Genomic DNA, 21,516 nt, shown 5'->3' on the forward strand with positions numbered 1-21,516 from the left:
CTCTCTCTAACGGCGCACGCAGACCACGGTTTGGGCGCCGGCTGTCGGAGCCGGCGCGCCGTTCGACCCGGAGGCGCGCTCGCCGATGACGCAGGATCTGCCGGACTTTCCCCCCGAGGCGTTCGCCAAGCACGACCGCGATCCCGATCCCGCGTTCTACGCGCAGCCGCGCTTCGGGACCCATATCGATGCCGCCGCCATCGGGGCGGTCACCGACCTCTACAGGGAGATCGTCCCGGCGGGCGGCGACGTCCTCGACCTGATGTCGAGTTGGGTCAGCCACCTGCCGGACGAGGTCGGTTATGCCAGCGTCACCGGCCACGGCCTGAACGCGGCCGAACTCGCCGCCAACCCGCGCCTGACCCGGCATTTCGTGCAGGACCTCAACGCCGAGCCGCGCCTGCCGCTCGACACGGCCTGCGTCGACGCCGCACTGATCTGCGTCTCGGTCCAGTATCTCCAGCGCCCCGTGGCCGTCCTGTCCGAGATCGCGCGCGTGCTGCGCCCCGGCGCCCCGGCGGTGATCAGCTTCTCGAACCGCTGCTTCCCGACCAAGGCGGTGGCCATCTGGACAGCCCTCGACGGCGCGGGACATGCCCAGCTCGTCGGTCTGTACCTCCAGCGTGCCGGCTTCACCCGCGTCGAGAGACGCGTCCTCAAGCCCGCGGGAGGTCCCGGCGACCCGGTGACGGCGGTGATCGGCCGGACGGCCGCGGCCTGAGGGCCCGGCAGCGGCCGGTCCCGGCACCGCACCCGGCCCCTCAAGCCGGGGCGCGCGCCGGGAACCAGTTGCCGTGGAAGCCCGGCGGGATCCGGTGTCCGAGGCGGACCCGGGCCACGGGAGGGGCATCGAACGCGCGCGCGTCGAGGACGGTGAAGTCGGTCGCGTCGCGGGCGGTGTCGATGACGAGCCCGACGAGCCAGCCCTCGTCCTCGCCGGACCCGGTCCGCGCCGGGACGAAGACGAACTCCCCCGGGACGTGATCGGGGCCGAAGTCGTGCACGTGGCGTTCGCCCGTCTCGAGGTCGTGCTTGTAGAGCTGCGTCGCACCGGCGAGCTGCGTGTTGCCGTCGGCCGGGACGCTGACCGTGTAGACGTAGCGGTGGCGCTGCCCGAGGCGCCGCTCATCGATGCGGGGGAATTCCTGCGCCGCGGGGTCGGTCACGCGCCGCTCGACCCGACCCGTCGACGGATCGATGATCCAGCGTTCGAGCCGGCCCGGTGTGTCGAGCCCGCCCCCGGGCGAGGCGAACACTGTCCCGTAGGCGATGACGTCGAGGATCACCCGCCCGTCGGCGTCGTCGTAGGCGTTGGCGGTGTGGAACACGAAGCAGGGCTCGACGGCGCACCAGAGGATGTCGGCACCCTCGCCCTGTCGGGGGAGGAGGCCCACGCGGGCCCCGTGGTCGGGGTTCCAGCGGAACGGGAAGCGGTACCCGGCGAGCAGGGCCCGGAACGAGAACGTGACGGGCAGGTCCAGCACGATCACGAAGCGCGCCGTGATCGCGCAATCGTGGATGCAGGGGCCGTGCGCGACCGCGACCGGCACGTCGCGCACGACCTGCCCGCTCGGTGCGAGGACGACGTGGCGCACGCTGTCCCAGACGCGGCCGTCATACGCGACGGCGTGAGTCTCGCCGGTCAGCGGGTCGCGGTGCGGGTGCCCGGTGAAGGAGCCGGCCAGCGTCCCGTCGAACGGGTTGTAGCGCTGCTCCTCCAGGGTGCGCGCGAGCTCGACGGGGAAGCTGCCGGCCTCCACCACCGCGAAGATCCGGCCGCCGATCTCGACGACGTTGGTGTTGACGGTGTCGTTGCCGCCCCGCCGCGGCCCGGGCGCCGCTGGCCGCTCGAGCGCCGTGGCGGCCGTGCGCGAGTTGATCCAGCGGTTGCGATACCACAGCGCCCGGCCGCCCTCGAGCGCGAGACCGTGCACCATGCCGTCGCCGAGGAACCAGTCGTGACCCCGCGTCGCCGGGCGGACGGGGTTGGCCCCCATCTTGAGGTAGAGGCCGTCGAGGCCGGGCGGGATCGCGCCGGTGACGGGCAGATTCTCCAGCGTCAGCTCCGCGCGCATCGGTTCGTGAACGCCGACGACGAAGGGGTTGGCCGTTCCGGGCAGGCGCAGCCGGTTGCACGCCGCCAACAGGCCGACGCCGACCTCGGCGACCGCGCGGAGGGCCGACTGGACTCGGTTCGGCATCGGCGGCGCTTCCAGGATCGGGCGGCGGGCACGAACGACATCGGCGCGAAGCCGCACGGGCCCCTCCCGCCGAAGGGAGCCGCGCGCGCTCCACGGCGCACCATACCCCAAAGCGGCGAGGCTGTGCCGCCGGATTCCGCTGCAGCGGGACAGGGCGAGCGTCTCAGTCGGGCGGTTTGGCGACGATCCGCTTCGGGGACGCAGACTGGCCGAAGCGGACACGCTGAAACCGGGATCGGGAAGCTAGACTTGTCGCATCCCGCCATCGACGCACAGTTCGGCTCCCGCGACAAAGCTCGCCTCGTCGCTGAGGAGGAACAGCGTGGCCGCTGCCACCTCCTCAGGACGGGCCATCCGGCCGAGCGGGATCGGCGCGATCAGCCTGGCCCGCCCCTCCTCCGGCACGCTCGCCATCATGGCGGTGTCGGTTGGGCCGGGGGCCACAACGTTCACGCGGATGCCCTGTGGGGCTAGTTCCGCTGTCCATGTGCGTGCGTAGGAACGTAGCGCCGCCTTTGTCGCGCAATAGGTCCCGTAGGGCGTGATGCCTGCGGCGTCGGCGATCGAGCCCATCAGCACGACGGACCCACCCTGCCCCATCACCCCCAGAGCGGCCTGTAGCCCGAATACGGCCCCACGCACGTTGACGGCAAAGTGCCGGTCAAAGTGCTCCGGCGTCCCGTCGCGCAGGGTCGCCGGTTCCGAAATGCCCGCGTTGAGGACGAGCGCGTCGATCCGGCCATGCGTCTCCCGCACCGTCGCGACGACGCGGTGCAGATCCTCCTGGAGGGCTGCGTCTGCGACGAGACCCCGCGCCCCTTTCCCGATCCTCGCAGCGGCGGCCTCGACCTCGTCGGCGCGCCGCCCGGTGAAGACGACCGACGCGCCCTCGATCGCCAGCCGCTCGGCCACCGCAAGGCCGATGCCCTTCGCCCCGCCGACCACGAGAGCAACTTTGTCCACCATGCGGGCCATCAGGGCATCCCTTCATCCGTGATGGCCTCAGAGATACAGAACGTATATCTGCTATCAAGAACGCACTTAGGTTAGCCTAGATATGGTCGACGATACCGATCTCGATGCCGCGTCCGAGTGCGCGCTCGCCAACATGGCGCGGGTCCGTCCGGTGTTGGACAAGATCGCCGACAAGTGGACGATCCTGATCCTCACGGTGCTTTGCCCGCGACCGGCCCGGTTCAACGCGATCAAACGGCGGCTCGATGGCATCACGCATAAGGCGCTAGCGGACGCGCTGAAGCGGCTGGAACGCAACGGTCTGGTGACCCGGACAGTGCTGCCGACCGCTCCAATCGGCGTCGAGTATGCGATCACGCCACTTGGCCATTCACTACGTCAGCCCTTCGAGGCGCTCTGCTCATGGGCCCTCGACAATGGTGCAGCGATTGAGGCGGCCAATTGCGAGCATGACAGCATCAAACCGAAGCAGTGAACGTCGGCTTTCGGTGTGAAAGATCTCGAGCCGCCATGTCGTATAAGGGGCGCCAGCAGAGTCTCGCCGCAGGTATCGAGCGCCCGATTGTGACCGTTAGTAGGCCCCATCCTCGAGGATGTTCAGGATGTTGCCGCACGCCTTGCAGTACACAGCATCCTGCTCGCGACGCTGCAGCCCGCAAGCGGTGCAGGGGAAGCGCACCTTGTAGGGGCGGAACACGACCTGGGCGAGGCGGAAGAGCACTCTCTATCGGTCGCCCGACTTTCCGAACCGGCTGAGCCCGCGAACGGGGCACCAGCTAGTGCGTTCCAGTCCATGGGGGAGAGGGAGCCACAGGCCTCGCAGGGGCCGCCGAAGAGAGGGCGCGCCGCATTCCGAGCGCGCCGCCGACGTGTTCCGGTCTCAGGAAGAACCCGGCGCTGCGATAAGACCTCACGCCCGCGTGAACGCTGCGCCTCGCGGAGAAGCCGGCTGGGTGACCGTGTCATCGGAACGTCGCATCGGCTGGCGGGTTTGTGACCCGGCCGGAAGGGTGAGGTGCAGGGAAGCGGTATGGCATCGATCAGAGAGATCGCAGAGACGCTGAGAGCGATCGCCACCCCTGGGATGACGCCGAAGGCGATCCGTTCTGCGATCCGTGAACGGCATCCGGAGGCGAGGAAGAAGGAGATCGTTCGCGCCGCGTTCCACGCCCTGACCGAAGCGCCGCGCGTCGGAGACGGTGCGACCGCGGAACTTCACGATTTCGCGCTGGCCGAGCGCATCGCCGAGGACAACGCGGACGTGGTGTTGAAGGTGAGCAAGCGCAGAAGGAAGAAGCGCTTGCCGGACGCATCGGAGCGCTCGCCGGCACACTGAACGGGGCAGGCAGTTCCCGGCTGTTGGGCCCTGAAGGCCGGCTACCGGGATACGTTCCTGCGGCGGCGGCGGATCGAGAGCCGGGTGGCCGCTCGGGGTGGATCCCACCGTTCTGCGTCCGGCAGGCCGCGCATCTGAGCGACGTTGTCGCCCGCAAGTCACGCTTCTCAACCGAGCCCTCGGGGTTCCGTCCGCCAGCTCGCATCGACGGAGAGAGATTCGGCCACAGTCAGCTCGCTCGGAGGGTCCGCCGTGCTACGAGGCCGAGGGTCGATCCCTGCACGATGATGGTGAACAGCACCACGGCGTAGGTCGCCGCCAGGATGGCGGGCTTGGCCTCGCTCTCCGGGATCGAGAGCGCCAGCGCCACCGAGATGCCGCCGCGCACGCCCGCCCAGGTCAGGAACGGCACGTTGCCGAGCGAGAGGTTGCCGCCCCAGCGGAACGCGAGGACAGGCGTCGTGACCGCCACGAGGCGCCCGACGAGCACGATGGGCACTGCGCAGGCTGCCAGCGCCAGCCCGGAGACCTGGAAACGCAGGACGAGCACCTCGAGGCCGATCAGGAGGAACAGGACCGAGTTGAGCACCTCGTCGACGAGCGTCCACAGGGCCGAGACGTACTTCTGGGTGGTGTCGCTCATCGCGTAGCGCGGCGCGCGCTCGCCGATCAGCAGCCCGGCGGCGACAACCGCGAGCGGGCCACTCGCCCCGATCTTCTGCGCGATGGCGTAGGTCCCGGTGACGAGGGCCAGCGTGATCAGCACCTCCACGGGGAAGTCGTCGATGGCCTTCATCGCGCGGTAGGCGACGTAGCCGGTCACGATGCCCAGCAGCACGCCGCCCCCGGCCTCGTGTAGGAGCAGCGTCGCCACCCCGCCCGCGCTCATCGCCTCGCCACCTCGGCCGGACGCGACGGCGACGAGCACCGTGAACAGCACGATGCCGATGCCGTCGTTGAACAGCGCCTCGCCCTGCATCTCGACTTCGAGGGCTTCCGGCACCTCCACGTTCTTCAGGGTGGCCAGCACCGCCACGGGGTCGGTCGGGCTGATCAACGCCCCGAACACCAGGGCCCAGGCGAGGGGCACCGGGCTGCCGAGCGCCTGCCCCGCCGCCCAGAAGGCCGCACCGACCGAGGCGCTCGAGATGACGGTCCCGAGCAACGCGAGGGTCGCCACCGCCATGGCCCGCTCCCGGAGCGCCCGGAGGTCGAGGTTCAGGGCGCCGGCGAACAGCAGGAAGGCCAGCATGCCGTTCATGACGACGCCGGTGAAGTCGACCTGGTCGAGGACGCGGGTGAGGTCTTGGTAGAGGTGTTGCGCCGGGAAGGCGACGTCGACGAGCACGAGGGCGAGCGAGGCGAGAAGCCCCATCACGAGCAGGCCGATGCTGTGGGGCATGCGCAGGAAGCGGCGGTTCAGCCAGCCGAACAGAGCCGATAGCGTCAGCAGCATCGCGGCGAGGTCGAAGATCGAGATCAAGGCGTGTCCTTCCCGCCAGCGGTCTTCCGGAACGCCCCATCGTGCCGGTCGTTGCCGGGCTCGAAAGGGATCGGTCCGCAACGATGAATGCGCGCGTCAAAGCCTGGCTGGAGATCCTCGGCGACCTGTTCTGGCTCCGCCCGGCCCTCGTCGTCCTCGGCTGCATCCTGCTCGCCCAGTTCGGTGTCTGGCTGGAGACGGCCCACGTCGCCGGCTTCGATCCCTCCTCGCCGGACACGAACTGGGGCTATTCGGGCGGGGCCGAGGGCGCGCGGGCGCTGCTCAGCGCCATCGCCTCCTCGAACATCGGGGTTGCCGGCACGACCTTCTCCATCACCATCGCTGCCCTGACCCTGGCTTCCGGTCAGATGGGCCCCCGACTCCTGCGTAACTTCATCCGGGATGGCCGCAACCAGACCGTCCTCGGCATCTTTCTCGGTGCCTTCGCCTACGCGCTGATGGTCCTGCGCACGGTGCGGACGGTGGAGGAAGACCCGTTCGTCCCGCACCTCGCCATCACCGGCGCCCTCGTCCTCGCGCTGGTTGCGGTCGGCACGCTGGTCTGGTTCGTCCACCACATAGCCACGAGCATCAACATCGAGACCGTGGTCGACGCCGTCCAGCAGGACCTCTGCAAGGCTATCGCGACCCATACCCGGGACGAGCCGGGGGCCGACCGTCCCGGCAATCCTCCGACCGGAAGGGCCGTGGCCGCGACGGGCGGCGGCTACGTGCAGGCCCTCGACGAGGACGCCTTGGCCGACTGGGCCCACGAGCGCGGGATCTCGGTCACCCTGCGGGTACGGCCCGGCGACTACGTGCCGAGCGGTTTCCCGATCGCGGTTCTGTCCGCGCCAGTCGAGGGCGCCGAGACCGCCATTCTCGACGCGGTGACGCTGGGGCGGCGTCCCGCCGCGCTCCAGGATCCGGAATACTCGGTCCGGCAGTTGGTCGAGATCGCGGTCCGCGCCCTCTCGCCCGACATCAACGACCCGTTCACCGCCGGCAGCGTCGTCGACCATCTCGGCGACGCGCTGTGCCGGATCGCGCCGCGGCACCTGCCCACCGGCGTGGTGCTGCGCGCGGGTCGCACCGTGCTGATCCATCCCGTCACGGACTACGACGGGCTGTGCGACGCCATGTTCCACATGATCCGGCAGAACGCGGCCGGGTCGGTCCACGTCCTGGGCCGGATGCTCGACGTGCTCGCCCGCGTCGCCGAGGTCGAGAGGCGGCCGGATCGGGCGGCGGACCTCGCCCGGCATGCCGGCCTCGTCATCGCCGCCGCCCGCCGCGACGTGGCGGACCCGTCCGACCTCGCCGACCTGGAGGATCGCTACTGCCGGCTCCGCGGCGCTGCACCAGATGGCGGCTAGTACGCACCCTCGTCGGGGATGTTCAGGATGTTGCCGCAGGCCTTGCAGTGCACGGCGTCCGGCTCGTGGCGCTGCAGCCCACAGGCGGTGCAGGGAAAGCGGACCTTGTAGGGGCGGAACACCACCTGCGCGAGGCGGAAGAACAGCGTCACGCCGCAGATCATCACGAAGACCGACAACAGCCGGCCGGTCGGTCCCGGAAGGGTGATGTCGCCGTAGCCCGTCGTCGTGAGCGACGTCACGGTGAAGTACAGGGCGTCGATCGGTGTCTGTATGGCTGGGTTGGAGCCGTGCTGGGTGGCGTAGACGATGCCGGTCATCGCGAAGACGAAGACCACGAGGTTGGTCGCGGCCAGGATCGCGTCCTCGTTGCGGCGGAACAGCCCGCTGTCCTGCCGCAGCCGCTCCAACAGGTGATAGGTGCGCAGCATGCGCAGCGTCCGCAGGATGCGCAGGAAGCCGACGCCCTCGACCAGCAACGGGGCGAGGAACGAGGTCACCGCCACGAGGTCCGTCCAGGTGCTCAGGTGCCGGAACTCGCGCAGCGGTGCGCGGCTGATGCGCAGGCGGGCGGCGAAGTCGAGGAGCACGCACAGACCCACCGCCACGTCGCAGGCGACGATCCAGGGGCTCAGCGGCAGGAACGAGGTGACGACCACGAAGGCGATGGTCGCCACGTCGAACACGAGCAGGGCGTAGCGGAAGCGGTGCGCGCGTCCGGTGTCCTCCTCGTAGAGTTCGCGCAGTGTCGCGGTGAACATCGTCATCGGTCGTCGGGCCGGAAGGGGCTGGATCTCAGGAATCCCGCACGATGCCGTATCCGGCCACGGCGCCTTCGGCACCATCCGAAAGCCACGACAGCAGCATCAGCATTCCCATCCCGAGGAGCAGGACCCCGGTCAGAGCGAGTATGAGATCGGACAGACGGCCCTTGATGGCGCCGGGACGGCGCCGCGGGAACTGACGGGGCATGATGCTCACCTGGTCCTCGGATGTCGGAGAGGTGACCGCGGCAGGATGGAACGCGGCCGGTCCCGGTTCAGCAGCGGGACAGTCGGGCCGGGGCGAGCCGCAGGACCAGCGCCCCGGCGGCCATGCAGGCGAGCGAGCCGAGCAGCACGCCGACCTTGGTCTCGGCCTCGAGCTCGGGGACATGCGCGAAGGCGAGCAGGCCGATGAACAGGCTCATGGTGAAGCCGACGCCGCAGAGGAGCGAGACGCCGTAGACCTGCCACCATCCTGCATTGGCCGGGCGCTGTGCCAACCCGAGCTTCACGGCAGCGAAGACGAGGCCGAACACCCCGACCTGCTTGCCGACGAACAGGCCCAGCGCTACGCCGAGCGTCACGGGGTCGAAGAGCATGTGCGGCGTGATACCCGCCAGCGACACGCCGGCGTTGGCAAAGCCGAAGATCGGCAGGATGAGGTAGGCCGACCACGGATGGACCGCGTGCTCCAGGATATGCAGCGGCGAGGTCGGGTCGTCCGGCTTGCCGGCGCTGAGGCGCAACGGGATGGTCAGCGCCAGCAGCACGCCGGCGATGGTCGCGTGGACGCCCGACGCGAGCACGAACACCCAGAGGAGGATGCCGAGGAGCAGGTAGGGCCACAGGCGTGCCACGCCGGCCTTGTTGAGGCCGTAGAGCACGGCGAGCGTCGCCGCGGCCCCGCCCAGCATCGGGAGCGACAGGTCGGCGGTGTAGAACAGCGCGATGATCAGCACGGCCCCGAGGTCGTCGATGATGGCGAGCGCCGTCAGGAAGATCTTGAGTGAGACCGGCACCCGGGACCCGAGGAGAGCCAGGACGCCCAGCGCGAAGGCGATGTCGGTGGCGGCCGGGATGGCCCACCCCCGCAGCGTCTCGGGGGAGTTCCAGTTGACCGCGGTGTAGACGATGGCCGGCGCGGCCATGCCGCCGATCGCGGCCAGGCCGGGCAGTACCCGGTCGGGCCAGGTGCGCAGACGTCCGTCGAGCACCTCGCGCTTGATCTCCAGCCCGACGAGGAGGAAGAACACCGCCATCAGGGCGTCGTTGATCCAGTGCAGGACCGAGAGCGGGCCGAGATAGGCCTTGAGGGCTGCGAAGTAGGCGTCCTTGAGCGGCGAGTTGGCGACGGCCAGCGCCAGCGCGGCGCTGGCCATCAGGACAAGGCCGCCGCCGGCCTCGCTGACGAGCATGTTGCGGAGCGCCGACAGACGGCGGCGCGGCGGCCGCGGAACGGCGCGGGAAGGGGACGACACGGGCACGGGTCTCCGGCGCTGGCGGCCCGACCAGCGCTCAACCTGCCGATCCGAACGACGGATCGCGCACCCTGCGCGGGCTATCGCATCGGAGCCGGGCTAACGCAACTCGCACTTGCGCGGCCTGCGAGAGGAACGAGCCCCGCAGGGCGAACCTCGAACCAGAGCATCTCGGGTCTGTCGTCGCCTGAGCCATCTGGCATAGCACGCGTTTTGTGCCCTCGCCGGGAGGAGGGACGATGCTGAGCGACGCGCCATGGGCTGTTCTGGAGCCGCTGGTTGAGGCGTGTCGGCCGAAGCCGAAGACACCACCGCAAGACCTCCGACGCACGCTCTCAGCAATCCAGCGGCGACGTCGGAACGGCGCCAAGTGGCGTGCAATCCCGCACGAGATCGGGCCGTGGTGGCGGGCCGCGCAGATCTTCATCCGGTGGTCGCGCGCTGGGGGCTGGGAGCGTCTGCTTGCTCTCGTGCAGGAGCGCGGCGTTCGGCTGGGCATGGTGTTCCTCGACGGCACCAACATGCGTGCGCATCAGAAAGCGGCCGGGGCGGCGAAAAGGGCGGATCTGCAGCCGGGCGAGATGATCGTGAGGCTCTTGGCCGATCGCGTGGCGGGTATGGGTCCAAGGCCTGCGTGATCGCCGACGGTGCAGGCCGCGCGATCGCCTTCCGGATCGCACCGGGGCAGGCCCATGAACTGCCGCACGCGCTGCCCTTGCTTGAGCAACTGCCGAGCGTTCCGCGATGGGTCGTCGCGGATCGCGGCTACTCCAGTCATCGCTTCCGGCAACACGTCCGGGACGCCGGGGCAAAGCCCGCTATCCCGTCCAAGCGCAACGAGGCTCCCGCGCGCTGTCCGGAGTGGATCTACACCCACCGCAACATCGTCGAGCGGCTCTGGGCAAGGCTTAAGGAGTGGCGAGCCATCGCCACGCGCTACGAGAAGACCGCCGCCAGCTTCAGCGGCGTCCTCTTCCTCGCCGCAGCCCTCGATCACGTCAGGTCACGACAGGCCCTAGTCATCGTCGTGTTGGGCGGGACGCACACCGGCGGCCGTCGCGATCAGAACGGCCTCGGGCAAGGTGCGGACGCCCAGCGCCTCCATGACCCGGGCCCGGTGGATCTCCACCGTGCGTGGGCTCAGGCCCAGCGTACGAGCGATGGTCTTGTTGGTCCCGCCAGCGAGCAAGCCCTCCAGCACCGCGCGCTCGCGCGGGGAAAGCGCCACGATCCGGCTCCGAGCCTCGTTGCTCCCGCGCGCCCGATCCGCCTCGGCGTGGATCTCGGCGAGCGCCGTCTTGACGGCGAACAGCAGCGCCTCCGGTGCACAGGGAGCTTCGAGGAAATCGACCGCTCCCGCCTTCATAACGCGGACCCCGAAGCCGATATCGCCCCCGCTCGCGCCGACCGCCACCATGGGCAGGTGCGCGCGTGCCGTCTTCAACTCACTTGCGACGACGATGTCGCCGGCTTCCTCCAGGTTGAACACGACGCAGCCCGGCCTCAGCGAGCCTGTCATCTTGAGGAGAGCCTGACCGGCCGCAAAGGCTTGCACCTCGTAGCCGCCAGCCTGTAGGGCCTCGACAAGGTCACGCCGGGCATCATCTCTACCCGCGATCACGTAAGCGCGTAGGCCGGTATCGACGGTGATGTCCTGCGCGATACCGCCGGCTGACCGGCTCCGTCCGTCAATCCCCGGGATCGAGAAGAAGGTATCGCGGATGCGGCGCACGGCGTCATCCGAGGCGCGCAGGATGCGGTACTCCAACACGAGTGTCTCGCCACCGCCAACCCGCTCCAGCGCCTGCGCGGCGGCATCTCGGTCGTCCGGGTGGACGCTGGCGAGCCAGCGCGCGAGGTCCGGCATGTCCTCGGCGGGCATGCCCCAGACCTGCTCAAAGGCCGGGCTGAGGTAATCAAGCCGTCCACTCTCCAGATCGGCGAGCCAGAGCACGTTGGCCGAATGCTCGGCGAAGCGCCGGAAGCGCTCCTCGGTCAAGCGCAAGGCACTCGCCTTCTGTAGGCGGTCGATCACCGGCCCGAGAATAATGGCGTAGGTGCGCAGAAATTCAGTGTCCTCGTTGCCGAAGTCGCGCCGTTCGGTCGCGTCCACCTCCAGCAGGCCGTAAGCCTTCCGGCCCGGCAGAAAGATCGGCACGTTGGCGAATGCGATGACCCCGGCCTCCTTCATGAAGGCGGGGACATCGAAGCGCTCCTCCTCGCGGATGTCCTGCGTGATGATCGGCAAGCCTTCCCTGATCGCGAAGGTCTCGGAGGAGCGCTCTCTGATGGGTAGGCGCAGCCGGCCAACGATGCCCGGAGCCCAGCCGACGCCGGCCCGCACGAAGAGCACCTGTCCATCCTCCTGGATTTCCAGGATCTTGGCGCGGGTGATGCCGCAAGCCTCGGCGACGAGACGGCAGGCCGCGGTGAGCACCTCGTCGAGGTTCTCGCTGCGCAGGACGAACTCGCCGAAGTCGGCCAGAACCTGCTGGCGCTTCATCATCTGCTCTTGGCTGGGCATCGGAATTCCCCGGCGCGGAGCGATGAGGCGCTCGTCAGCGAAGAACCGTGGCTCGGACCATGCGGAGCACCTCACTCACCTGTGTGAACACCGCGAGCCGATCTTGGGTTCAAGGCGGGTGAGCGACGTCAACTGAGCCCGGCGATGTGCCCGAAACTGGGCGTTTTATGGCGATCAGGGGGCGGTTGCTCAGGCTCAATAAGTTCGCCGGAACGCTGGGCCCCTACGTCGGATTGCAGGATCGGGCACCTACCTTGTGATGCGCTTCGGCGCGATGGGGTCGCTTGCCGGGAAGGTCTCCTCGACGGCTTCGTCGAGCAACTGGTCCTGGCGCTTCTCCAAATCCTCGTCGGGTACGCGGGGCCCCGGGGCCGCATCTGCAGCCCGGTCGGGGTCGCCCAGGTTCGAGACGCGCTTCCCAACGCCGTCGATGGCGGGTGGCTTTGCTGGCCCGGTGTTCGACATGGAGCCCTCGCATCCCCGTCTGCCTCTACGACGCGAGCTCAAATGGCGCCCCTCGTTGGGTGTGATAGCCGGATCCGTCCTAAGTGCGATCCCGGCTGGTCAATCAGCCCGATATGATCCCTCAAGGCGCCGCCTGGATGGCTGCTTGCGCCACCGCGCCCATATTCGGGAGAATTCTCAGCATTCGTAGCCGATTTACGGTGCGGATAGTCTTGCAAAGGGTCACTTCAAACCCCTTTTGAGCCGCGCAAGACGTACGATCGGCCGCCACCCGAGCCTCAAACAGACGGGTCGCGAACGGCCAGACTACGTCACGTCGGGTCGTCCGCGCGCGCAGGACCGGGCGTTCAGCTAGGTCCGCGTTAGCGAGGCAGTCAAGGCGTATCGGGCGGACCGATGGCGAACCGTAGGGCTGCTCTTGCCGCGGCGGGGAGCCCGGATAGAGTGGCTGCCCCCTGCCGCGCCGAGTTGACGGCGTCAGCCTCGATCCCATTCACCTCCTGCCACGAGCCGCGCCAACCCGGATGTTGTCCTCGCCATCCCCAGATCTATCCGCCTTCCACGAGTTTCTCGGCGAGGGCGGCCTCATCACCGATGCCGCCAGCTTGACGCGCTACACCCACGATCAGCGCGCGTTGATGCAGGGGCAGACGCCTGGCGTCCTGCGCCCGCGCTCGACCGAAGACGTCCAGGAAATCGTCCGTCTGGCAGCGCGCCTCGGCTTCGGCCTCGTGCCTCAAGGAGGCAACACCAGCTATGTCGGCGGTGCCACGCCCGAACCCGGCCGCGGGCAGCTCGTCGTGACGCTCGAGCGGATGAGCCGGATCCGATCCGTCGACGCGACGGGCTTCACTCTTGCCTGCGACGCCGGCACGATCCTCGCCGACGCGCAGGCGGCTGCCGAGGCACGCGGCTGTCTGCTGCCGCTGAGCCTCGGTGCCGAGGGCAGCTGCCGTCTCGGCGGCAACGTCGGAACCAACGCCGGGGGCCTGCAGGTGCTACGCTACGGCATGACCCGGGACCTCGTGCTCGGCTTGGAGGTCGTGCTGCCGGACGGATCGCTGTTCTCCGACATGCGAACCTTGCGCAAGAACAACATCGGCTATGATCTGAAGCAGCTCTTCATCGGCGCCGAGGGTACGCTCGGCATCGTGACCGGGGTGGTGCTCAAGCTCTGGCCCGCGCAGACACGGCGTGCCACGGCTTGGGTGCAACTCGCGGCCGGCGCACCTATCCCGGCGATCGCCGCTCTGGTCCGACGGGAGACCGCTGACCTCGCCTCAGCCTTCGAGCTCATCTCGGCCTCATCGCTGGGTCTCGTCGCCGACATGCGCGGCGCCGAACTCGGGCTCGCGTCCGGTCCCGGCGGCGCGGTGCTGCTGGAACTCTCCGCATCCTCGGAGCGCATCCCGCTCGACGATATCCTTTCGGGCACTCTGGAAGCGCTGATCGAGGCTGGTCACGTCGAGGATGCTGCGCTCGCCCAGTCGGAGCGGCAGCGGCGCGAGATGTGGACGATCCGCGAGACCATCCCTGAGGCGGAGAAGCACGCCGGCGGATCGGTCAAGCTCGACATCGCTGTGCCGACTTCGGCGGTCGCCGACTTCCTGAACCAGGCCGGCGCGGTCGTGGAGGCGCATGCTCCGGGCACGCGTCTGTCGGTCTACGGCCATGTCGGAGATGGCAACATTCACTTCAATCTGATGGTGCCGCCGGGCCGCGATCGGATCGCCTTCACGCGAGAAATCGAGGCGGGCGTCGCTCACGCGGTCTACGCGGTGGCGCTCGACCTCGGCGGGAGCTTCAGCGCCGAATACGGCATCGGCCGGTTCAAGCGCGACTTGCTGAGCCGCTACGGCGATCCGACCCGCCTGGCCCTACTCGGCGCTCTCAAGCAGGCCATTGATCCGCATGGATTCATGAATGCGGGGGCGATGATCTGACCGGAACGTCCAGCGCGGGCTAGGCCGCATCCGTGATCTCGCTTTCATACCTGTCGGCTGGCCACATATCAGGGTCGGGCCGCTCGCAGGCTGCCGCGATTTCATCAGTCGGGCCGTCGTGCTCCGATGTGTAGGGCCTCCGTCCGAGCGCGCTGGTCCTCTTTCTCTTCCCGGATAGCTGCCTGCAGCTCGTCTGCCCTGGTCGGGGCCAGAGTCAGAGGAGAGCAGGGCGCCGCGTGACGGATCGGACCGGGGGAGAGGCCTCCGGCGGCCGTCGCGGAGAACCCAGATGGCTCTTGCAATCTCCGACGCGCCTGTCGCCCCGGCCGAGCGCGCCAACCTCTATCAGCAGATCACCGACCGGATCATCGCCCAGCTCGAGGCCGGCTGCGTCCCGTGGGTCCAACCCTGGGGCAGGGGACCTGGAACGGCCACGATCGCGATGCCGCGCAACGCCAGTACGGCCCGGGCCTATAGCGGCATCAACGTCATGCTGCTCTGGGACGCCGCCGTCGCCCACGGCTACGCCACCCAGCGCTGGCTCACCTTCAACCAGGTCCGGGCGCTCGGCGGCTCCGTCCGCTGCGGCGAGCAAGGCACGATGGTGGTCTACGCCGCCCGGTTCACGCCCAAGGACGAGCGCTGGCGCGCCGATCGCGAAGGCGGTGACGCCCGCGCCATACCCTTTCTGAAGCGCTTCACGGTCTTCAACGTCGCCCAGTGCGAAGGTCTGCCGGACGAACTCTCCTCACCGATGCGTCCGCCGCGCGAGGACCTGATTGTCCCGCGTTTCCGCGAGCTGATGGACGCCTCCGGTGTCACCATCCGGATCGGTGGTGACAAGGCACTCTACAGCCCGAGCCAGGATGTCGTCGTGCTGCCGCCGCCGGAGGCCTTCCACGAGTCGATCAACTTCCACCGGACCGCGGCCCACGAACTGTCGCACGCCACCGGCCACGCCTCGCGCCTGGACCGCCTGATGAAGACCCGCCACGGAAGCCCTTGCTACGCACGTGAGGAGCTCGTGGCCGAGATCTCTGCGGCTTTCGTCTGTACCAGCCTCGGCATCGTCCCGACGGTTCGCCATGCCGACTACATCGGCGCCTGGCTGGAGGTGCTGCGCGAGGACAACCGTGCGATCGTCCGGGCCGCGTCGCAGGCCAGCAAGGCCGCAGACTGGCTGCTCGGCCGCCTGCGCGGGTTTGAGGCCGTCGTAGCGGAAGAGGACGACCGTGCTGCCGGTGCTGCAGCTCATCAGGGGCCAGCCTGATGCGCTTCTGTCACAGGCATAGACCCGAGCCTATAAGGATACGTCCTGCAAGCGGGCGGCCTTCCTGCACAAGCAGCGCCGTGAGCGCGAGGTGCTATCCCTGTTCGCCGACCAGATCGCCGCCACACAGCACGATCCGGACGAGGAGATGGCACTGCGTACCGTCCGATGGGTGGGGGCCGAGCGTGACCGACGCCGGGAACGAGCTGCTGGTTGGCGCCGGGCTCGCGCGCGGCCCTTCGCCCTGGAACCGGACCTGCGCCGCACGATCGGCAGTTTGTGGCGGACATGCCTGTATCCGGCTGACGAAAGCTACCTCGCCGAACTGCTCCATCAGATCGCCGTCGGACGCCTCGATCCGACCCGACCACCGTAGATCTTCCATACCCCGACCCTGGTCCGGGCGACATCGAATCCCGATCGCATCGAGCACTTGGCATAGTCGGCCGATACGCGGCAGGTCCGCATCCGCCGCTGCATCGCCCCGATCTGGCTTCGCGAGGACCTGCAGGGGCGGGGAGGGCGGCCATGATCCCACAACCGGGACACAACGGTGGGCCACCGCGCGATGACCGGCCGGTGCAAGCACTGCCGGCATTGGCAGGCGCCATCGGCCGAAGAGCAGCGTGCCTACGAGTGGTTCCACCTCGGCCTGTCACGCCATCGCGTCAGGCGGCCGACGGGTGCCTGTGACCGCAATCTGATCGGTCACTGCTCGCCTCCGGCCTTCAGCGCCACCACGGCCGAATTTGACTGTCGAAACCTCGAGGCCTCGCCTCCGCCTCTATCGCAAAGGGGAGGGGGCCTCGTAACGGTTGGGAAAGTCGGTCACGTCGTCTGGCAGGGAAGGGAGGAGGAGATACCCGCCCGCTTCCTGCAGACTGAATTCGATTTGTGACGATATGCTATCGCTGATGGTCCTACAATCGAGTTTGGATCAACGTGTAGGAGATCCCGATGCCGAAATGGACAAAAAAACAGCTTCTGCCTCATCCGCCGGATCTTCCGATCGAGGAACGGGTCTGGCGCTATCAGCATAACATTTGAGTGATCCGCGAGTCCGGATGCCCAGTGCCTTCGAGTGCCTATATCGATACACTTGATCTCGTTGAGATCGAGATCTGGTTCCAAGACAGTGCCGATTGTCGCGATCGACTCGACACCCTCAGCGGAAAGTTGGACGGGCTGATCCGCGATGACGATCGGCCACCTCCAGAGTGAGAGGGGGCGCTTCGCTTCGTGACGGGATCGAGAATCGGGGAGAGGCCCCGGCGCCCGTCGCGGAGATCCAGACGATGGCCAACATCCCTCAGAAGCTCACCCTCGCACCCGCCCAGCCAATCCCCTTCAACAAGCTGGTGCTCAGCCAGTCCAACGTCCGACAGGTCAAGGCGGGCGAGTCGATCGAGGATCTTGCGGCATCGATCGAGCGGCGCGGCGGCCTGATCCAGAGCCTGCATGTCCGACCGGTGCTCGACGAGGCCGGTCGGGAGACCGGCATGTACGAGGTGCCCGCCGGCGGACGGCGCTACCGGGCTCTGGAGCTCCTGATCAAGAAGAAGCGTCTCACCCGGACCGCACCGATCCCTTGCATCGTCTCTGATCCGAGCAGCGCCGTTCTGGCCGAGGAGATCTCCCTGGCCGAGAACATCGAGCGTGCCCCGCTGCACCCGCTCGACCAGTTCCGCGCCTTCAAGGTGATGCTCGACAGGGGGATGACCGAGGAGACGATCGCAGCGGCCTTCACCATCCCGGTCCAGGTGGTCAAGCAGCGCCTGCGCCTGACCGCGGTCGCTCCGGCTCTCCTCGACGTCTTTGCCGACGACGGCATGACTTTGGAGCAGCTCATGGCCTTCACGATCACCGACGATCACGCCCGTCAGGTCCAGGTCTGGGAGGCGGTCCGCGGATCGTGGCAGAAAGAGCCCTACCAGATCCGCCAGAGGCTCACCGAGCGCACGGTGCCGGCCGGCGACAAGCGCGCCCTGTTCGTCGGCGTCGAGGCATACGAGGCTGCGGGCGGCGTCATGCTGCGCGACCTGTTCCAGTCCGACGGCGGCGGCTGGCTGCACGACGTCGCACTCCTCGATCGCCTCGTCGACGCTAAACTCAAGACCGCCGCCGCCGAGATCGCCGCCGAGGGTTGGAAGTGGGTCGAGGCAGCGCCCGCGCTCCCCTACGGCCATCAGATCGGCCTCCGCCACCTCAAGGGCGAGATCGTCGACGTCACGGCCGAGGAACGCGCAACCATCGTCGCGTTGAAGGTCGAGCAGCAGAAGCTCCTCGACGCGTATGACAGCGCCGAACTCCCCGACGCCGTCGACGAACGCCTCGGCGAGATCGAGGAAGCCCTCGACGAGCTCGCCGAGCGGCCACTCCGTTACGACCCGGCCGAGATCGCGCGGGCAGGGGCTTTCGTGAGCATCCGTCACGACGGCCGGCTCCAGATCCAGCGCGGCTATGTCCGGCCCGAGGATGAGCCGCCGGCCGCCGATGGCCAGGGTGTCGCCGAGCCGGATCAGACCGAGAGCGAGCAGGGCCAATCTGCACTGGGCTCAACGGAAGCCGCCGCCATGCCCACGATCCAGCGTAGCGTGATCACCATCGGTGGCTACCCGGTCGACTCCGAACCGGAGAAGGAAGACGGCATCCGACCGCTACCGGACCGGCTCCTCGCCGAGCTGACGGCGCACCGCACACTGGCCCTGCGCGAGGCGCTGGCGAGCAACCCGGAGGTCGCGCTGACGGCACTGCTGCACAAGCTCGTGGTGGATGCCTTCCACCATGCCACGGCGACGGGCTGCCTTCAGGTCACGGTCCGAGAAGCGCATCTCATGTCCGCGACCGAGGATCTGGCTGACTGCGCTTCCAGCCGCTCCATCGCCGAGCGCCACGAGGCCTGGGCCGCTAAGGTGCCTGAGGATGACGATGCGCTCTGGGATTGGCTGGCCGGCCTCGACGCGGCGAGCCGGATGGCACTCTTGGCGCACTGCGTCAGCTTCGGCCTCAACGCCCAGTACGAGAAGCCGAACCCGTACAGCGGCTTTGGTGTCTCCGAGCACGGCCTCAAAGTTCGCCTCGGCCAAGCCGATCGACTGGCGCGGGCGACCGGCCTCGACATGGCCGCGGCAGGGTGGCGGCCCACGGTCGCGACCTACCTCGGCCGGGTGCCCAAGGCTCGCATCCTCGAAGCCGTGCGCGAGGGTGCGGGCCAACGAGAGGCCCAGCGGATCGACCATCTCAAGAAGGCCGATATGGCGCGGGAGGCTGAGCGCCTGCTGGCGGACACCGGCTGGCTGCCGGAACCGCTGCGCCTGGATCTGTCCGACGGTATCTCGGCGGTGCCGGACGAGCCGTTCCACGCCGTCGCAGCCGAGTGAGCCGCCGGTATCCGGGGCGCCCGCATCGGCGCTCGGGGCCGCCCTCAGGCCGCGATCCGCCGCTTCCCGGGCTTCCGCTTCCCAACAGCGGCCACAGATTGTCCCGGCCGCTCTTTCGCCTCGGCGACCGGTCGTCCGAGGCCGTGCTTCCGAGCGAGGGCGGAGCGGAACTCGGAGTAGCCCGGCGCCGTCATTGGATAGTCGGGCGGCAGGCCCCACTTCTCTCGGTACGTGTCCGGCGACAGACCACGCTTGCCGAGATGGCGGCGGAGCGACTTGTACGGCCGGCCGTCTTCGAAGCTGATCAGCGCCTCGTGGGTGATCGAGCGGGCGATCTCGGCCTTCGTGAGCCTCGGCCCGGGTTGCGGGTCCGCGGCCGCGCCGCACTTGGCCAAAGCCGCGTGAATCGCGCCGATCATGCGGGTTACCTCGCCCGCCCGCACGGAGTTGCTCGCCACATAGGCGACCACGATATCGGTCACCAGCTCTATGATCGGCCGCGGGCGCGGATCATCGGTCTTCATGGTGTCGAAGTGACTCCTGGATCTGAGACAATAGCTCGATGTGATCTGTGGCCGGAGGGCACGTCAATTCGACATCTGTACCCTGACGGATCGCGCGAGGCTATCTCAGCCGCAAAAGCTTGCAGACATTGGCCCGGTTCAATGGAGCATTGGGCTCGCGATCAGAGGTTCCCAGTGATCGAACGAAATCGACGGCGGTTTCGAGAGCATCCCAGCCTCCACGCGTTCGATCCTTTAGATGTCTGAGCATCGGCGCTGCCACCACTGGGCTTGCGATGCCCGGTGTCGACTCGTCGTGATCCCCTGCCTTGCCCGCTTTGCCGTTGGAGCGGCGAGGGGAGTATCTATTTCGGCAATCCGGAATATCTGAAGGAGATATCCATGCCCCTCTTCGTCAGGGATTAGAGCGTCGACGCGCTCTCCGAGGAGCTCATGGCGATCAAGGGCACCAACAAAACCGAAGCGGTCCGGCAGGCACTCCAGAATGAGATCGCCCGGGAAAAAAGCAAGGCCCACCTCGGGGAGCAATCCGCGGCGTTCGCCCGCCAGCTTCGAACGCGTGCGGGACCGGATCCCGAGCGGGTCGACAAGGCGTTCATCGATGGGCTGTTCGAGCGTGGCTGAGGGGGCGACCGATGTTCGTTGATGCCTCCGCGCTCATAGCCATCCTCCCCGACGAAGCGGATGCCCGCGCCCTGGGGGTCCGACTGCAGCAGGCGCGCCGACGCATGACCTCGCCCCTGGCCGTGTGGGAGACCGCGGTAGCGGTGGCCCGCATCCTCGACCTGCCGATCACCGAGGCGCGCAATGCGGTAGGGGGTATCTCGACCTCGCCGGCATCCAAGTCCTGGCCGTGCTGCCCGGGGCCGCGATCAGTGCCCTCGACGCCTACGACCGCTTCGGCAAATGCCGGCATCCAGGGGCCCTCAACATCGGCGACCGCTTCGACTGCGACTGTGCCTGCACGTACCGGCCCCCGCTGCTTTACAAGGGCGACGACTTCCCGCTCACCGACATCGAGGCCGGGTGAGGCCGACGGTTCGCCTGCGACCCCTCCTGCCTGTTCGACCGCCCGCTCACCACGCGACCTCTGACGATGGCTTGATCTAGCCGGGTCCGCTGACGCCTCGGCCGTCTGGCCGCAACGGCGGCCGGGCATGTTTCTTCCGGTGCTGGCTCCGCCCCTCTGCGGGGGCCGAGTCCGGCATTCCATCGCGAAGCAAGAAACCCGCCCGGCCGCCATCCTCCGCTGCGCTTCGGCCTGCACACCCCACCCCACGCGGCGAGCCGCGTGGGGACCCCATGGGGCAGGTGCGGCGCCGGCCGCCTCCGGCTTTCCGATCGCCATCGAGGCCGCGGCGGTCGCGGGCTCGGCGACAGGCAACGGGAAACACCATGGCGACCATCGGCACCTTCACCCGCACCCAGGACGGCTACGTCGGCGAGATCGTCACCCTCACCGTCAGGGCACGCAACGTCCGCCTCGTCCCGAACACGGCGATGAACGAGAATGCCCCGAGCCACCGGATCTACGCCCGCGGAGCCGAGATCGGAGCGGCTTGGACCAAGCTCTCGGAGGAGCAGCGCGAGTATCTGAGCCTGAAGCTCGACGATCCCAGCTTCCCCGCCCCGATTTACGCCAAGCTCTTCGACGACGAGCAGGGCGACACGGCGACGCTGATCTGGTCTCGGCCCAACGGGCGCCGCGACTGAGCGGCTTGCCTAGCCCCGCCCGGCACGACCGGGCGGGGCCTTCCCTCATGCGATCACGGTGAGCGCTGTTCCGAAGGTGGCCAT

The 21,516-nt window shown here is 68.4% G+C and carries 19 protein-coding genes and 3 pseudogenes; 12 read left to right on the plus strand and 10 right to left on the minus strand.

Features of this window, described 5'->3' with window-relative positions:
- Positions 1–85: 85 nt before the first annotated feature.
- A complete protein-coding gene (locus ACTJK8_RS21505) occupies positions 86–721 on the plus strand; it encodes a methyltransferase domain-containing protein (RefSeq protein WP_029358997.1) in 636 nt (211 codons plus the stop codon).
- A gap of 40 nt (positions 722–761) precedes the next feature.
- On the opposite strand, the gene ACTJK8_RS21510 is transcribed toward ACTJK8_RS21505, so the two are convergent.
- Together ACTJK8_RS21510 and ACTJK8_RS21515 are read right to left on the minus strand one after the other, a co-directional pair.
- Positions 762–2,201: a carotenoid oxygenase family protein gene (locus tag ACTJK8_RS21510; RefSeq protein WP_440762481.1), complete on the minus strand. Its 1,440-nt coding sequence runs from the start codon at positions 2,199–2,201 to the stop codon at positions 762–764.
- 243 nt (positions 2,202–2,444) lie between these two features.
- On the minus strand, positions 2,445–3,176 hold the full coding sequence (locus ACTJK8_RS21515; RefSeq protein ID WP_024827239.1) for an SDR family NAD(P)-dependent oxidoreductase: 732 nt from the start codon (positions 3,174–3,176) through the stop codon (positions 2,445–2,447).
- Positions 3,177–3,258: 82 nt separating this feature from the next.
- Between ACTJK8_RS21515 and ACTJK8_RS21520 the strand changes: the two genes are divergently transcribed.
- On the plus strand, positions 3,259–3,651 hold the full coding sequence (locus ACTJK8_RS21520) for a winged helix-turn-helix transcriptional regulator (protein ID WP_024827238.1): 393 nt from the start codon (positions 3,259–3,261) through the stop codon (positions 3,649–3,651).
- A 96-nt stretch (positions 3,652–3,747) separates the two neighbouring features.
- On the opposite strand, the pseudogene ACTJK8_RS21525 reads toward ACTJK8_RS21520, so the two are convergent.
- A pseudogene (locus tag ACTJK8_RS21525) lies at positions 3,748–3,897 on the minus strand (ion transporter); the annotation flags it as partial.
- A gap of 309 nt (positions 3,898–4,206) precedes the next feature.
- Here ACTJK8_RS21525 and ACTJK8_RS21530 point away from each other — a divergent pair.
- Positions 4,207–4,512 (plus strand): hypothetical protein, encoded by a 306-nt coding sequence (locus tag ACTJK8_RS21530; RefSeq protein ID WP_024827237.1) that lies wholly within the window; start codon positions 4,207–4,209, stop codon positions 4,510–4,512.
- A gap of 229 nt (positions 4,513–4,741) precedes the next feature.
- On the opposite strand, the gene ACTJK8_RS21535 is transcribed toward ACTJK8_RS21530, so the two are convergent.
- Positions 4,742–5,995, minus strand: coding sequence for a cation:proton antiporter (locus tag ACTJK8_RS21535; protein ID WP_029358992.1), 1,254 nt, complete (start codon positions 5,993–5,995; stop codon positions 4,742–4,744).
- An 83-nt stretch (positions 5,996–6,078) separates the two neighbouring features.
- Between ACTJK8_RS21535 and ACTJK8_RS21540 the strand changes: the two genes are divergently transcribed.
- Positions 6,079–7,371 (plus strand): DUF2254 domain-containing protein, encoded by a 1,293-nt coding sequence (locus tag ACTJK8_RS21540; protein ID WP_440762482.1) that lies wholly within the window; start codon positions 6,079–6,081, stop codon positions 7,369–7,371.
- Here ACTJK8_RS21540 and ACTJK8_RS21545 read toward each other — a convergent pair.
- Genes ACTJK8_RS21545 through nhaA form a run of 3 tightly spaced genes read right to left on the minus strand, consistent with a single transcriptional unit; the run spans position 7,368 to position 9,613 of the window.
- Positions 7,368–8,138 carry a potassium channel family protein gene (locus ACTJK8_RS21545; protein WP_012329771.1) on the minus strand — a complete coding sequence of 257 codons (771 nt, stop codon included), beginning with the start codon at positions 8,136–8,138 and terminating at the stop codon, positions 7,368–7,370. The two genes, ACTJK8_RS21540 and ACTJK8_RS21545, sit on opposite strands and share 4 nt — an antisense overlap.
- Positions 8,139–8,166: 28 nt before the next feature.
- Positions 8,167–8,352 (minus strand): hypothetical protein, encoded by a 186-nt coding sequence (locus ACTJK8_RS21550; RefSeq protein ID WP_440762487.1) that lies wholly within the window; start codon positions 8,350–8,352, stop codon positions 8,167–8,169.
- Positions 8,353–8,410: 58 nt separating this feature from the next.
- Positions 8,411–9,613 carry a Na+/H+ antiporter NhaA gene (gene nhaA / locus ACTJK8_RS21555; protein WP_116656662.1) on the minus strand — a complete coding sequence of 401 codons (1,203 nt, stop codon included), beginning with the start codon at positions 9,611–9,613 and terminating at the stop codon, positions 8,411–8,413.
- A 239-nt stretch (positions 9,614–9,852) separates the two neighbouring features.
- Between nhaA and ACTJK8_RS21560 the strand changes: the two are divergent.
- A pseudogene (locus tag ACTJK8_RS21560) lies at positions 9,853–10,616 on the plus strand (IS5 family transposase); the annotation flags it as partial.
- 12 nt (positions 10,617–10,628) lie between these two features.
- Here the strand turns inward: ACTJK8_RS21560 and ACTJK8_RS21565 are convergent.
- Together ACTJK8_RS21565 and ACTJK8_RS21570 are read right to left on the minus strand one after the other, a co-directional pair.
- Entirely contained in the window at positions 10,629–12,116 is a 1,488-nt protein-coding gene (locus tag ACTJK8_RS21565; protein ID WP_440762483.1) for a LuxR C-terminal-related transcriptional regulator, read from the minus strand.
- A 270-nt stretch (positions 12,117–12,386) separates the two neighbouring features.
- The gene (locus ACTJK8_RS21570) at positions 12,387–12,602 is read right to left on the minus strand and encodes a hypothetical protein (protein WP_012329775.1); all 216 of its coding nucleotides are present in this window, start codon (positions 12,600–12,602) and stop codon (positions 12,387–12,389) included.
- A gap of 524 nt (positions 12,603–13,126) precedes the next feature.
- Between ACTJK8_RS21570 and ACTJK8_RS21575 the strand changes: the two genes are divergently transcribed.
- The 4 genes from ACTJK8_RS21575 to ACTJK8_RS21590 all read left to right on the plus strand — a co-directional run bounded on the left by ACTJK8_RS21575 (position 13,127) and on the right by ACTJK8_RS21590 (position 19,195).
- Complete coding sequence (locus ACTJK8_RS21575) at positions 13,127–14,545, plus strand: FAD-binding oxidoreductase (RefSeq protein WP_051475816.1); 1,419 nt, start codon at positions 13,127–13,129, stop codon at positions 14,543–14,545.
- A gap of 289 nt (positions 14,546–14,834) precedes the next feature.
- Positions 14,835–15,815, plus strand: coding sequence for an ArdC family protein (locus ACTJK8_RS21580; protein WP_012329777.1), 981 nt, complete (start codon positions 14,835–14,837; stop codon positions 15,813–15,815).
- A 91-nt stretch (positions 15,816–15,906) separates the two neighbouring features.
- Positions 15,907–16,191, plus strand: coding sequence for a hypothetical protein (locus ACTJK8_RS21585; RefSeq protein ID WP_143739235.1), 285 nt, complete (start codon positions 15,907–15,909; stop codon positions 16,189–16,191).
- A gap of 919 nt (positions 16,192–17,110) precedes the next feature.
- Positions 17,111–19,195: a ParB/RepB/Spo0J family partition protein gene (locus tag ACTJK8_RS21590; RefSeq protein WP_012329779.1), complete on the plus strand. Its 2,085-nt coding sequence runs from the start codon at positions 17,111–17,113 to the stop codon at positions 19,193–19,195.
- 44 nt (positions 19,196–19,239) lie between these two features.
- Here the strand turns inward: ACTJK8_RS21590 and ACTJK8_RS21595 are convergent, their stop codons facing one another.
- Positions 19,240–19,719, minus strand: a complete 480-nt coding sequence (locus ACTJK8_RS21595) for a MucR family transcriptional regulator (protein WP_012329780.1) — start codon at positions 19,717–19,719, stop codon at positions 19,240–19,242.
- Positions 19,720–20,139: 420 nt separating this feature from the next.
- On the opposite strand from ACTJK8_RS21595, the pseudogene ACTJK8_RS21600 reads away from it, so the two are divergent.
- The 3 genes and pseudogenes from ACTJK8_RS21600 to ACTJK8_RS21610 all read left to right on the plus strand — a co-directional run.
- Positions 20,140–20,343, plus strand: a pseudogene (locus ACTJK8_RS21600) (type II toxin-antitoxin system VapB family antitoxin); the annotation flags it as partial.
- 229 nt (positions 20,344–20,572) lie between these two features.
- On the plus strand, positions 20,573–20,749 hold the full coding sequence (locus ACTJK8_RS21605) for a type II toxin-antitoxin system VapC family toxin (RefSeq protein WP_306419129.1): 177 nt from the start codon (positions 20,573–20,575) through the stop codon (positions 20,747–20,749).
- A gap of 365 nt (positions 20,750–21,114) precedes the next feature.
- A complete protein-coding gene (locus tag ACTJK8_RS21610) occupies positions 21,115–21,432 on the plus strand; it encodes a DUF736 domain-containing protein (RefSeq protein WP_012329781.1) in 318 nt (105 codons plus the stop codon).
- The last annotated feature ends 84 nt before the right edge of the window (positions 21,433–21,516 follow it).

Origin of the sequence: Methylobacterium sp. 22177, from assembly GCF_052045615.1 — a bacterium.
In the GTDB taxonomy this organism is placed as follows: domain Bacteria; phylum Pseudomonadota; class Alphaproteobacteria; order Rhizobiales; family Beijerinckiaceae; genus Methylobacterium; species Methylobacterium radiotolerans.